This is a genomic window from Colwellia sp. 20A7 (assembly GCF_009832865.1).
Lineage (GTDB): Bacteria > Pseudomonadota > Gammaproteobacteria > Enterobacterales > Alteromonadaceae > Colwellia.
The window spans coordinates 2,976,180-2,989,428 of record NZ_CP047130.1 but is presented as its reverse complement, the minus strand read 5'-3'; the positions used below and the strand labels follow the sequence as shown (position 1 = coordinate 2,989,428).

The 13,249-nt window shown below is 36.0% G+C and carries 12 protein-coding genes and 1 pseudogene; 11 read left to right on the top strand and 2 right to left on the bottom strand.

Features of this window, described 5'->3' with window-relative positions; genetic code table 11:
• Positions 1–117: 117 nt before the first annotated feature.
• From thrS to GQS55_RS20320, 8 genes and pseudogenes are all read left to right on the top strand, one after another.
• Positions 118–2,028 (top strand): threonine--tRNA ligase, encoded by a 1,911-nt coding sequence (gene thrS / locus GQS55_RS12920; protein WP_159820911.1) that lies wholly within the window; start codon positions 118–120, stop codon positions 2,026–2,028.
• 113 nt (positions 2,029–2,141) lie between these two features.
• Positions 2,142–2,699, top strand: a complete 558-nt coding sequence (gene infC, locus GQS55_RS12915; protein WP_159820910.1) for a translation initiation factor IF-3 — start codon at positions 2,142–2,144, stop codon at positions 2,697–2,699.
• Between the two features lie 208 nt (positions 2,700–2,907).
• A complete protein-coding gene (gene rpmI / locus GQS55_RS12910) occupies positions 2,908–3,102 on the top strand; it encodes a 50S ribosomal protein L35 (protein WP_159820909.1) in 195 nt (64 codons plus the stop codon).
• A gap of 16 nt (positions 3,103–3,118) precedes the next feature.
• The gene (gene rplT, locus GQS55_RS12905) at positions 3,119–3,478 is read left to right on the top strand and encodes a 50S ribosomal protein L20 (protein WP_159820908.1); all 360 of its coding nucleotides are present in this window, start codon (positions 3,119–3,121) and stop codon (positions 3,476–3,478) included.
• Positions 3,479–4,000: 522 nt separating this feature from the next.
• On the top strand, positions 4,001–5,104 hold the full coding sequence (locus GQS55_RS12900; RefSeq protein WP_159820907.1) for a phosphoribosylaminoimidazolesuccinocarboxamide synthase: 1,104 nt from the start codon (positions 4,001–4,003) through the stop codon (positions 5,102–5,104).
• A gap of 53 nt (positions 5,105–5,157) precedes the next feature.
• Complete coding sequence (locus GQS55_RS12895) at positions 5,158–5,568, top strand: DUF4826 family protein (protein ID WP_236559636.1); 411 nt, start codon at positions 5,158–5,160, stop codon at positions 5,566–5,568.
• A gap of 515 nt (positions 5,569–6,083) precedes the next feature.
• Positions 6,084–6,848, top strand: a pseudogene (locus tag GQS55_RS20325) (PAS domain-containing protein); the annotation flags it as partial.
• Positions 6,849–6,962: 114 nt separating this feature from the next.
• A complete protein-coding gene (locus GQS55_RS20320; protein WP_442872197.1) occupies positions 6,963–7,388 on the top strand; it encodes a methyl-accepting chemotaxis protein in 426 nt (141 codons plus the stop codon).
• Positions 7,389–7,535: 147 nt separating this feature from the next.
• On the opposite strand, the gene tcdA is transcribed toward GQS55_RS20320, so the two are convergent.
• Positions 7,536–8,345, bottom strand: coding sequence for a tRNA cyclic N6-threonylcarbamoyladenosine(37) synthase TcdA (gene tcdA / locus GQS55_RS12885; RefSeq protein ID WP_159820905.1), 810 nt, complete (start codon positions 8,343–8,345; stop codon positions 7,536–7,538).
• 445 nt (positions 8,346–8,790) lie between these two features.
• Positions 8,791–10,074 (bottom strand): citrate synthase, encoded by a 1,284-nt coding sequence (locus tag GQS55_RS12880; protein ID WP_159820904.1) that lies wholly within the window; start codon positions 10,072–10,074, stop codon positions 8,791–8,793.
• A 684-nt stretch (positions 10,075–10,758) separates the two neighbouring features.
• Between GQS55_RS12880 and sdhC the strand changes: the two genes are divergently transcribed.
• Genes sdhC through sdhA form a run of 3 tightly spaced genes read left to right on the top strand, consistent with a single transcriptional unit; the run spans position 10,759 to position 13,244 of the window.
• Positions 10,759–11,133: a succinate dehydrogenase, cytochrome b556 subunit gene (sdhC, locus tag GQS55_RS12875; RefSeq protein WP_159820903.1), complete on the top strand. Its 375-nt coding sequence runs from the start codon at positions 10,759–10,761 to the stop codon at positions 11,131–11,133.
• Positions 11,127–11,474 (top strand): succinate dehydrogenase, hydrophobic membrane anchor protein, encoded by a 348-nt coding sequence (gene sdhD / locus GQS55_RS12870; RefSeq protein WP_159820902.1) that lies wholly within the window; start codon positions 11,127–11,129, stop codon positions 11,472–11,474. The genes sdhC and sdhD overlap by 7 nt, the downstream gene beginning before the upstream one ends.
• Entirely contained in the window at positions 11,475–13,244 is a 1,770-nt protein-coding gene (gene sdhA, locus GQS55_RS12865; RefSeq protein WP_159820901.1) for a succinate dehydrogenase flavoprotein subunit, read from the top strand.
• Positions 13,245–13,249 lie beyond the last annotated feature (5 nt).

Genomic DNA, 13,249 nt, shown 5'->3' with positions numbered 1-13,249 from the left:
GTAAGTTGAGTTTAATGCGTTAGAATAATCTCCAATATTTATCGATTTTTCATTTACTTTAAACATAATAAACATCAAGCGGCACTTAGTGTGTGTCGCCACTGACAAGGAAATTTAATGCCTGTAATTACTCTCCCAGATGGTTCACAACGTTCATTTGACAATGCAGTATCTGTAATGGATGTAGCACTTGATATTGGCCCTGGTTTAGCGAAAGCAACTATTGCTGGTCGTATCGACGGAAATCTTGTTGATGCTTGTGAATTAATCACCCAAGATGCTGCTTTACAACTTATTACCAGTAAAGATAGTGAAGGGCTTGAGATCATTCGTCATTCATGTGCGCATTTATTAGGGCATGCTATTAAGCAACTATACCCTAATGTTAAAATGGCTATAGGCCCAACCATCGATAATGGTTTTTATTATGATGTTGATTTAGAAGAATCAATCACTGAAGATGATTTAGTGAAATTAGAAAAACGCATGACTGAGTTAGCCCGTACTGGTTATGAAGTTGTGAAAAAAACCGGTTCTTGGCAAGATGCTTACGACGCATTTACTGAACGCGGTGAAACATACAAATTAGAAATTCTTGATCAAAACATCGAGAAAACAGACACACCTGCGCTATATCATCATCAAGAATACATTGATATGTGTCGTGGTCCTCATGTACCAAGTATGCGTCATTGCCATCATTTTAAATTAATGAAAGTTGCGGGTGCTTACTGGCGCGGTAATTCAGACAACAAAATGTTGCAACGTATTTACGGCACTGCATGGGCAGATAAAAAACAACTTAAAGCGTATATTGTTCGTTTAGCTGAAGCTGAAAAGCGTGATCACCGTAAAATTGGTAAAACATTAGATTTATTCCATTGGCAAGAAGAAGCGCCAGGCATGGTGTTTTGGCATAACGACGGTTGGACAATCTACACTGAATTAGAAAAATTCGTGCGTGAAAAACTACATGAGTATGATTACGACGAAGTTAAAGCACCAATGATGATGGACAGAAGTCTTTGGGAAAAGTCAGGTCACTGGGACAAATATGCTGATGGCATGTTTACTACTGAATCTGAAAAGCGTGAATACGCAATAAAACCAATGAACTGCCCTGGTCATGTGCAAATATTTAACCAAGGTTTAAAATCATACCGTGATTTACCTTTACGTATTGCTGAATTTGGCTGTTGTCATCGTAATGAACCGTCAGGCTCTTTACATGGCTTAATGCGTGTTCGTGGCTTTACACAAGATGATGCGCATATTTTCTGTATGGAATCACAAGTTCAAGACGAAGTGAAAAAATGTATCGAAATGGTATATGACGTTTACGGTTCGTTTGGCTTTGAAGATATTGTTGTTAAATTGTCTACGCGTCCAGAAAATCGCATTGGTAGTGATGAAATTTGGGATAAAGCGGAAGCAGGTTTAGCACAAGCATTAACAGACAGTAATATTAAGTTTGAATACTTACCGGGTGAAGGTGCTTTTTACGGTCCTAAAATTGAATTCACGTTAATGGATTGTTTAGGTCGTGCTTGGCAATGTGGCACAGTGCAATTAGATTTTGCTTTACCAGAGCGTTTAGGCGCAACTTATGTTGGTGAAGATAACGAACGCTATATTCCTGTCATGATTCATCGTGCAATTTTAGGTTCACTTGAACGTTTTATTGGTATTTTAATTGAAGAGTTCACTGGGAAGTTTCCAACGTGGTTATCTCCAATTCAAGTGACATTAATGAATATTACGGACAAACAGAGCGAATATTGTCAAAAAGTAGTGAAAAAACTAAAAGAAAATGGATTTAGAGCAAAGTTAGACTTGAGAAATGAGAAGATAGGCTTTAAAATCCGCGAGCACACTTTAAAGAGAGTTCCATATTTGTTAGTAGTCGGTGATCAAGAAATGGAATCTGGCGAAATTGCAGTACGAACTCGAAGTGGTGAAGATTTAGGTAAAATGTCTGTTGATAGCTTTATTACAAAATTAAGTGAAGAAGTTAGTTCTCGTACTTAGAGAGAAAATTACTTATAATAGAGTATAAAACAAACATAAAAATATTTTTTAATCTGAGTAATCGCTAAATTATAATAACGTCGATTACTTGGAACAAAGTTCTTTGGAGGAACATGGCTATTAAAGGTGGACAACGAGGCGGGCAAAAAGAGCCAGCACATCGTTTAAATGAGTTAATCACAGGTATTCCTGATAATGAAGTTCGTTTAATTAAGTTTGACGGCGAAGCGGGTGGCATAGTTACATTAGATGAAGCTATGAACCAAGCGGAAGAAGCAGGTGTCGATCTTGTTGAAATAAGCCCTACGGCTAAACCTCCGGTACTCCGCGTTATGGATTACGGCAAGTTTCTTTATGAGAAATCTAAAGAACAGAAAGAGCAACGTAAAAAGCAGAAACAAATACAGGTTAAGGAAATTAAATTCCGTCCTGGTACAGATGAAGGCGATTATCAGGTGAAATTACGTAACCTGAAACGCTTTTTAGAAGGCGGCGACAAGGTCAAGGTAACATTACGTTTCCGTGGCCGTGAAATGGCCCACCAAGAACTTGGTTTAGAACTACTAACTCGCGTTAAAAACGATTTAGCAGAACTAACTGTTCTAGAATTCTTTCCGCGTAGAGCGGAAGGTCGTCAAATGGTGATGGTTCTAGCCCCTAAAAATAGATAATCTTTGGTTTGACAAGTAATTAAGTTTTATCCTTTTAAATAAGGCTTAAAACTTAATTCACCAATTTTATCTTTACGCTGGTAGTACAGGCTTGCAAGTAAATTGTTTATTATCACTTTGTGTTAATAATAATTTCGCCCTCGCTACTTAATATTTGGCATATACCCACCATTTTTATGGTCAAGGTATACATTTGAGAGTTATTCACATGCCTAAAATGAAAACCAATAAAGGTGCTGCAAAGCGCTTTAAAAAAACAGCTTCTGGCTACAAGTTCAAACAAGCTGGCCTTCGTCATATCTTGACTAAGCGTCGTACTAAAGTTAAGCGTCATCTTCGTGCTAAGCACATGATCGCTGCATCTGACATTAAGTCAGTTAAAAAACTTTTACGTCACGGTTAATTAGGAGATATAGAAAATGGCTAGAGTAAAACGTGGTGTACAAGCTCGTGCACGTCATAAAAAAGTTCTAAAGCAAGCTAAAGGTTATTACGGAGCACGTAGTCGTGTTTACCGTGTTGCTTATCAAGCAGTAACTAAAGCAGGTCAATACGCTTACCGCGATCGTCGTCAACGTAAACGTCAATTCCGTCAGCTTTGGATCGCTCGTATTAACGCAGCAGCTCGTCAAAATGGTTTATCTTACAGCAAATTCATCAATGGCTTGAAAATAGCTTCGATTGAAATTGATCGTAAGATCCTAGCTGACATCGCAGTATACGACAAAGCAGCATTCACATTCTTAGTTGAAAAAGCGAAAGCTTCTTTAGCTGCATAAGAATTGAAAAAAGCTTTACTAGAAAAGGACGCCTATTGGCGTCCTTTTCTTTTTTAAGTAATTAATTTTAATTGGTATTAATACCCATCTCACTAACTATGTGATCATTCCTACTTGCTAAAATCACCAATTACATCGTTATTTATTTAATAATTAGAACAACTAGTTATTGAAATAAATGCCTTGTATTTGGCAATTTTTTCTACGCATAAAATTGTTCACTTAATTAATGAAACTGGTATAAGCTGATTTCTACATTAAATATACTTAATAAGTAAGTATAATCCTGGTACATTTATTTTTTTGAAATTGAACTAACTGGTAAGAAAAACTACTCAAAATTAATTCAATCAGATCAAATAGCTATTGTATAAATCAATTGTATAAAAGCTGGTATGTAAAACTAAATTATATTAATAAAAAAGATAAACGTAATAAATACTATTTTATTTGCTCCTAATAAATACTAAAGATATTATTCATTACAATTATTTTTAAGTCTTAATGTTAAGGTCTACCTCCATGAATTTAGCTGATAAAGTTTTAGCGATAAATAATGATTTACCTATTCGTACCGATGCCCCCGTTCATAGCGGTAAAGTTCGTTCTGTTTATTGGTTAACTGAAAGTGACAGTAAGCGCTTAATTGAAGAAAAAAACTATAATGTGCCTAGCGACACACCGTTAGCAATTATGGTTATCAGTGATCGTATCTCTGCTTTTGATTGCATTTGGCAAGGTGAGGGCGGTATGAAAGGTGTACCAGGTAAAGGTGCAGCCCTTAATGCAATTTCAAACCATTGGTTTAAGCTGTTTAAAGAGCAAGGCCTTGCAGATAGTCATATTCTTGATATTCCTCATCCATTTGTATGGATAGTGCAAAAAGCCAAGCCCGTAATGATTGAAGCGATTTGTCGCCAGTACATTACCGGCTCTATGTGGCGTAGCTATGTAAAAGGTGAACGAGATTTTTGTGGTATCGAGCTACCTGAAGGTTTAGCTAAAGATAGTAAGTTGCCTGAGTTATTACAAACACCATCAACCAAAGGTATTCTAAAAGGAATTCCGGGTGTGCCAGAAGCGGATGATGTAAATATTACTCGTAAGAATATTGAAGACAACTTTGCAGCATTTAATTTTAAATCTAAAGATGACATTACGTTATATGAAAAACTGCTGACTGAAGGTTTTGATGTTATTTCAACTGCGTTAAGTCAAATAGACCAAATTTTTGTTGATACAAAATTCGAATTTGGCTATGTAAAAGACAAAGCAGGTAATGATAAGTTAATTTACATGGATGAAGTTGGTACGCCTGACTCATCTCGTATTTGGGACGGTGAACAATACCAAGCAGGTAAGGTTGTTGAAAACTCTAAAGAAGGCTTTCGTCAATTATTACTTCAACACTTCCCTGATGCTGACATACTATTAAATAAAGAACGTATGCCTGAACGAGAAGCGCTAGCACGTGATAATGAGTTACCTTTATCGGTATTGATGGATGTGTCTAAAACTTATATTGATATTGCAGAAAAAATCACGGGTAAAAAAATCGTATTGAGTGATAACCCTAAAGCTGAAATTGTTAGTATTTTACGTGAACAATATCAGTTGGTTGATTAATTTTCGTTCCTTTCTTTTATTAACGTTATTATTAAAAATATAAAGAGATTTTCATGGCACAAGAACAAAAAATGACTGTTGAACAACAACAGCAATGGATTAGAGAACAATATCAAATAGCTACGAAGTACCTAGCAACTCAAGGGTTGGTAACGAATAGTGTTTCGGCTGAAGAAAGTCGTTATTTAATACCTTTTATGTCGGTATGGAAACTAAAGGCACTTGATGGTAATTATTATTGGGTTATTTGTGGTGACTTACCTAGTGATTACAATGCTGTAAATGTTGCTGGTAGTGCTAGAGATGCTGCGCGTCATTTTTCATTAAAATGGCAAATGCAGGCAGAAGTATTACTGCAAACAGGTGAAAAAGAACAAGAGAAATTTGCTCAAGTATTAATTAGCAAAGCTGAAGTTTTATATGATCTTGTTGCACAAGATAACCTTTGGGAAATTAAGGCGTAGTCATAACAGTTAAGTTATAAAAGCTAAACCAAAACAGCTAAGCTAAAACAGCTATGCCAAAAGATATTGATGGCGTTATTTACTCTAAGCGAAATAATGAGCAAATAACGTCGTCTGTAAACAACTTTCTTATTTCTCTGCTTCAAATAACTCCTAGTACGCCTCAAGAACTTATACCAATCTCACTAATTAATGAAACTGGTATTAAACCTCTAAACTTTATAGCTACCAATTGTCAGATATATCTTTGCTTTAGTTAACGGCTAAAATTTTAAATGTGGCTATTGAGTCTAAATCATGCTCATTTATTTGTTAAAAGTTATCAGCAATAAATATTTATGTTGTTACTATTATGAGAATGCATCCATCATCATTGATAAATTGTATGGCAAAGCATTAATCTATCTCCTACACTTATCTTTTAATAGATTAGTAAACTGTGGTGTGTTTTTTCATAAAATATCGCTCAAGATCTAGAGTATGTGATTAAAAATAATAATTATTAGGGTAAACATATGTTTTTTGGTAAAGGTAAGCTATTAGCACGTATAGAAAATTTAGAACAAGAGTTAACCTGTTTTCATGATATTCAAAGTGATCTTCAATGTGAAATGGCATTCTTTTCTTTGGATTTCCAAGGGAATATTACCAGAGTTAATGACATTTTCTTAAAGTCATGTGGCTATGCAGAGCATGAAGTACTTAATAAGCCTATTGAGATGTTACTGTCTCCTAAAATACAAGAAAGCGCTATTTGTAAAAAAATGTTGGAGTGTATAAAAAAAGGTGTTCATTGGCATGGTGCAATGCATCTAATATCGAAATCAAATCAAAGTATTTGGTATCGAACAATTATCCAGCCTAAAACCTGTTCAAAAAAACTCGCTGTATATTCTGCAGAGCTTACCCAAACGATTACAGAATACCGAGCACAAAAAGATATGCTTGCTGCATTAACGCGTTCCTCGGCTGTTATCGAGTTTAACTTAGATGGCATTATTTTATATGCAAATGACAACTTTCTAAAAGGTACTAAATATAAACAGAATCAAATTCTTGGTAAACATCACAGTATTTTTTGTGAGCCAGAGCTTGTTAAGTCTCAAGAATATAAAGCCTTTTGGGAACGGCTAAAAAGAGGCGAATTTATTTCAGATAGATTTAAGCGTTTAGATAGTAATGGAAATGTTGTATGGCTTGAAGCCTCTTATAATCCTATTCATGACGATAGTGGTGATTTATATAAAGTTGTTAAATTTGCAACCGTGATTACTGAACAGATAAATAGAGAAATAGCGATCGCTAAGACTTCTGAAATTGCTTATGAAGTTTCTCGAAAAACGGATGATGACACATTAAACGCAATCAATGTTATTAATTCAACAATAGAAACCATGGGACAACTTTCAAAGCAAATGAGTGATGCCAGTAAAGGAATATTTGAGTTAGATGAACAATCTCAGAAAGTGTCGCTGCTTGTAGATAATATTCGAGGTATTGCCGATCAAACTAATTTGCTTGCGCTTAATGCTGCAATTGAAGCGGCTAGGGCAGGTGAGCAAGGTCGTGGTTTTGCCGTTGTTGCCGATGAGGTGAGGCTACTTGCTTCACGTACAAGTACCGCAACGGAAGAAATCATTAGTGTTGTTGCTAAGAATAAACAATTAACTGAAAATGCTGTTTCCATTATTGAAGCGAGCATGAATGAAGCAGAGAAAGCGTTACAACTTTCAAACGAGGCTGGCAACGTAATGAATGAGATTCAAATTGGGGCAAGAGAAGTAGTAGATGCAGTCGCGTCGTTTAATAAAAGTTTGTAGCCTGACGTACTAACAATTAGTAATAGTGGGTTATTGCTAATTGTTAGTGCTAGCTGTTAATACTGTCTATTTTTTACAGGCTCAAGCTGGGTATTCCAGGAGAAATGTTAAGACAGTATATTACTGAATGTTAAGTTTTTCGGTATTCTAAGCTGATTTTTGTAATAGCTTATCAATTGCTCTACTAACAGCAAAAAATGCAAAAGTAGCCGTTACATGGGTTGTTGCACCAAAGCCGCCACTACAGTCTAATCGCATAGAACTAGTATTACCCTCACTTACATCAGGCTTTGCTAAGCAAACGTCTCCAACTTCTGTTGGGTAACGTAATTGTTCAGTAGAAAAAACAGCATCAATAGAGAATTTTCTTTTGCTGGCTTTCTTAATATCCGAACGCGGAAAGTTAAACTCACGGCGTAATTGGTTTTTAACTTTTGCTAATAAAGGATCTTGATACGTTTTACTTAAGTCTGTGATAGCTATTTTACTGGGATCAACCTGTCCACCTGCACCACCAATAGTAATTACAGGTAATTTATTGCGTTTACAAAAAGCAATGAGTCGGGTTTTTATATCGACCGAATCAATAGCATCAATCACGTAATCATAATTATGACTGAGTAAGTCAGACAAGTTTTCGACAGTGATAAAGTCTTCAATAACATTAACTTGGCAATTAGGGTTAATTTGGTTAATACGTGCAGCCATTACTTCTACTTTACTTTCACCAATGGTGTCACTTAATGCGTGTATTTGACGGTTGATATTAGTAATGCATATATCATCAAGATCAATTAACGTGATATTACCAACACCGTTTCTAGCCAGTGCTTCTGCCACCCAAGAGCCAACCCCACCAATTCCAATAACACAAAAGTGTGATTCTTTGATGACTTGAGCGCCTTGTAAACCATAAAGGCGGGCAATACCACCAAATCTTAGAGAGTAATCTGACATTATGTTCTTAAAAAAAAGTAATACGAAATTGGCATTATTATAACGTCTTAAGCATTATCGTGAAAACTAATTTGCTTAGTAATCCCTGATTGAAAGAGATATTTGTGTGAAATTTTGTTACTTTTTTATGGTGAAGCGGTAAATTTTAGTAAAAAAGGGAGTAGAAAATCATATTAAAACGATGGGTTTTAGACTAAAAACTCTACTATTGGTATGTCTTGTGTGAATAATTGGTATTGTTGCTGTGAATGATGAAAATAGAGTATTTACTCCTTTGTCATCTTTTTTATGGCTTAAAAGTAAGCAATATAGACTTTTTCATTATGGTGAAAAAGGCTGGTTTTTGATTTTTGGCAATAAAAAAAGGTAGCTAATGCTACCTTTTTTCGTCATTTATATCGTTTATCGCGGGTGTAAATATTACCCGTAAATAATATTTCTATTACTATTTAGATAAAGGAACAAATGTACGGTCAATTTCGCCAGTATATTTTTGACGAGGACGACCAATTTTTTGACCTGGTTGAGATAACATCTCATCCCAGTGAGCAATCCAACCAACAGTTCTAGACATAGCAAAAATAACTGTAAACATGCTTGAAGGGATACCAATTGCTTTAAGAATGATACCTGAGTAGAAATCTACGTTAGGGTAAAGTTTTCTTTGAACAAAGTATTCGTCTTCTAATGCAACTTTTTCAAGTGCCATAGCAACGTCTAACAATGGATCATTGATGCCTAATTCGGCTAGTACTTCATGACACGTTTCACGCATTACAGTAGCGCGTGGATCGAAGTTTTTGTAAACACGATGACCAAAGCCCATTAAACGGAACGAATCGTCTTTATCTTTAGCTTTTAATACGTATTCATCAACACGAGAAATATCACCAATTTCTTCAAGCATAGTTAAACATGCTTCGTTAGCGCCGCCATGTGCAGGGCCCCATAAAGAAGCAATACCAGCTGCAATACATGCATAAGGGTTAGCACCTGAAGAGCCAGCTAAACGCACTGTTGACGTTGAAGCATTTTGCTCATGGTCTGCATGTAAAGTGAAGATTCTATCCATTGCTTTAGCAATAATAGGACTTACTTTGTATTCTTCAGCAGGTACAGAGAACATCATGTGTAAGAAGTTTTCTGCATAAGTTAAATCATTACGTGGATAAACAAAAGGTTGTCCAACGCTATACTTATAAGCCATTGCCGCAATAGTTGGCATTTTAGCAATTAAACGATGCGCGCTACGATGACGCTGTTCAGGATCGTTAATGTCTAAATCGCTATGGTAGAAAGATGACAAAGCACCAACTACACCACAAAGCATTGCCATTGGGTGAGCATCAGGTAAGAAACCATGGAAGAAATGAGCTATTTTCTCATGAACCATCGTATGATTGGTTATGATTATTTTAAACTCTTCATATTGTTCTTTATTTGGCGCTTCACCATTAAGAAGAATATAGCAAACTTCTAGATAATCAGCTTCTTTAGCTAAGTTATCAATAGGATATCCACGATGTTGCAAAATACCTTTGCCACCATCAATAAACGTGATTGATGACTCACAAGATGCCGTCGCTAAAAAGCCTGGATCGTAAGTGAAATAACCGTGACTACCTAAGGTTCTAATATCTATTACATCGGTACCTGCAGTGCCTTTAAGAACTGGCAGTTCAGCAATTTCTTTGCCGTCAATACTTAGCAAGGCTTTAGATTCAGCCATATGTTTTATCCCCTATAATTTTAAAAATTTACAATTTTGATTTCTGAACATCTTTTTAATTACTTTAAATAAGTAATTAATCTTATTTAAAGTAATTAATAAATAACAATCAGTATTTATACTTAACTTGGGTAAATTGAACTGGCGACATTCTAACTCAATTTGTAATTAAAATGTAATAGCCATTCGACTAAAGTTTGAAGGTGCTCATCGAATCGTACAATAATTAACCATGAATAACTACCGTTTAATAAATTACAATTTATTATTGCTGTAGGAAAATTGAATTTATGTAATATCAACTATATAATCAATTCGTTCTGTAAATGTTTTTTATATTTTGTAGCTTTAATAAGAATATATAAATAGTAAATGTCTTGTTAAGTTAGAGGTTATTTTAATAATAAAAATAATTTCTTCTTTTACTAAAGTATTAATTGAATTGCTTAGCCAAATTAGGCTAAGTTCGTTATTATTATGCGGTTCGGTTAACTTTAGTAAGTAATAATAGATTATTTTTATTAATAAAAAGCAGTTACCGTGCATTTCGGGAATTACTTATTTAGTAATCTCTTTAGTATTCTTTTGTGTATGCAAAGTTAATGAATACTAATATTCTAAAAAGGTAGTTCATGAGTAACAATAATAAAAGTTGAAGGCTTTCGAGCTCTTTAGGCAACAATTGTGAAAAAACAACGTCCTGTAAACCTAGATCTAACTACAATCAAGATGCATCCTGCAGCTAATGCTTCAATTCTTCACCGTATTTCCGGTGTAATTATGGTATTTGCTATTGGTATCTTATTGCTAACGCTTTCTACCTCTCTTTCTTCTGCTGAAGGATTTGCCAACATTCAAGAATGTCTTGATGGCTTGTTCTTTAAATTTATTATTTTCGGCTGCCTTTCTGCGCTGACTTATCATTTATTAGCAGGTGTTCGTCACTTGTTAATGGATTTAGGTCACTTTGAAGAGTTAGTGTCGGGTAATTTAAGTGCCAAATTTATTATGATTATTTGGTTAGCTGTATCGGCAGCAATAGGAGTTTGGTTATGGTAAGCGTCGTCGCATCAGTAGGCCGTAATGGCGTACATGATTTTATTCTTCTGAGAGCTAGTGCAATTATCCTTGTGCTATACACTTTACTTATTGCGGGCTTCTTTATAGTAACGCCAAGTGTCACTTATGATGCATGGCAAGGCTTCTTTGCTTGTATGAGTGTAAAAGTTGCAACAATGTTAGCGCTACTCGCGTTACTTGTGCATGCTAAAATTGGTGTTTGGCAAGTATTGTCAGATTATATCAAGCCAGCATTTTTGCGTGGTGCATTGCAATTTTTCTTTTCAGTTTTGTTACTAGCCTACGTAGTGTTTGGCTTCTCAATTGTGTGGGGTGTGTAAGTGAGCGTTCCAATTCGTGAATTTGACGCCATTGTTATTGGCGCAGGCGGCGCGGGCATGCGCGCTGCATTAGCAATTTCAGAGTCAGGCAAATCTTGTGCCTTGATTTCTAAAGTATTTCCAACTCGTTCTCATACTGTATCTGCTCAAGGTGGTATTACTGTTGCTTTAGGTAATGCTCATGAAGATCACTGGGAACAACATATGTACGATACTGTTAAAGGCTCTGATTATATCGGTGACCAAGACGCTATTGAATACATGTGTAAAACTGGCCCAGAGTCTATTATCGAACTTGAGAAGATGGGTTTACCATTCTCTCGTACGGAAGAAGGTAAAATTTACCAACGTCCATTCGGTGGCCAATCTAAAAACTTTGGTGGTGAGCAAGCCGCTCGTACAGCAGCAGCAGCTGACCGTACAGGCCATGCGTTATTACATTGTTTATACCAACAAAATGTTAAAAATAAAACTAACGTTTACTCAGAATGGTATGCATTAGATTTAGTTAAAAACAGTGACGGTGCCGTTGTTGGTGCTACCGCTATTTGTATTGAAACAGGCGAAGTTGTTTACTTTAAAGCACGCGCTACTGTTTTAGCAACTGGTGGTGCAGGTCGTATCTTCGCATCAACAACTAATGCTCATATTAACACTGGTGACGGTGTTGGTATGTCACTTCGTGCTGGCATTCAAATGCAAGACATGGAAATGTGGCAATTCCACCCTACAGGTATTGCAGGTGCGGGTACATTAGTAACTGAAGGTTGTCGTGGTGAAGGTGGTTATCTTTTAAATAAAGATGGCGAACGTTTCATGGAACGTTATGCACCTAACGCTAAAGATTTAGCTGGTCGTGATGTTGTAGCTCGTTCTATGATGACTGAAATACGTGAAGGTCGCGGTTGTGACCATCCAACGTATGGTCCACACATTAAACTTAAGCTTGATCATTTAGGTCGTGAAACGTTATACAAACGTTTACCAGGTGTTTGTGAATTATCAAAAACATTTGCACACGTTGATCCTGCTGATGAGCCTATTCCAGTCATTCCAACATGTCATTACCAAATGGGTGGTGTTCCTTGTAATGTTAATGGTCAAGCACTTAATATTGGCCCTGATGGTAAAGAAACTATTGTTGAAGGTTTATTTGCTGTTGGTGAAATAGCTTGTGTATCTGTACATGGTGCAAACCGCTTAGGTGGTAACTCATTACTTGATTTAGTTGTATTTGGTCGTGCCGCAGGTAACTTCTTAGGTACATACTTAAATGATACAGAATTTGGTAAAGAAGCTTCAGAATCTGATTTAGAAGCTTCATTAGCACGTACTAATCGTTGGGAATCATCTACATCAGGTGAAGATCCTGTTCAAATTCGCAAAGATCTACAGAAATGTATGCAGTTTAATTTCTCTGTTTTCCGTGAAGGCGAAGCGATGGCACAGGGAATGAAAGAATTAACAGAAATCCGTGAACGTTTACAAACGGCTCATTTAAGTGATAAATCTTCAGACTTTAATACTCAACGTATTGAATGTTTAGAGCTAGATAACTTAATGGAAACGGCCTTTAGTACAGCTAAAGCGGCTAACTTTAGAACGGAATCTCGTGGTGCACATGCACGTGAAGATTTCCAGGATAGAGATGATGCTAATTGGTTATGTCATTCAATTTACACGCCTGAGACACAAGATATGTCTAAGCGTAATGTAAATATGGCACCAGTTCATCGTGAAGCTTTCCCACCTAAAGCTCGTGTTTACTAAGGAAT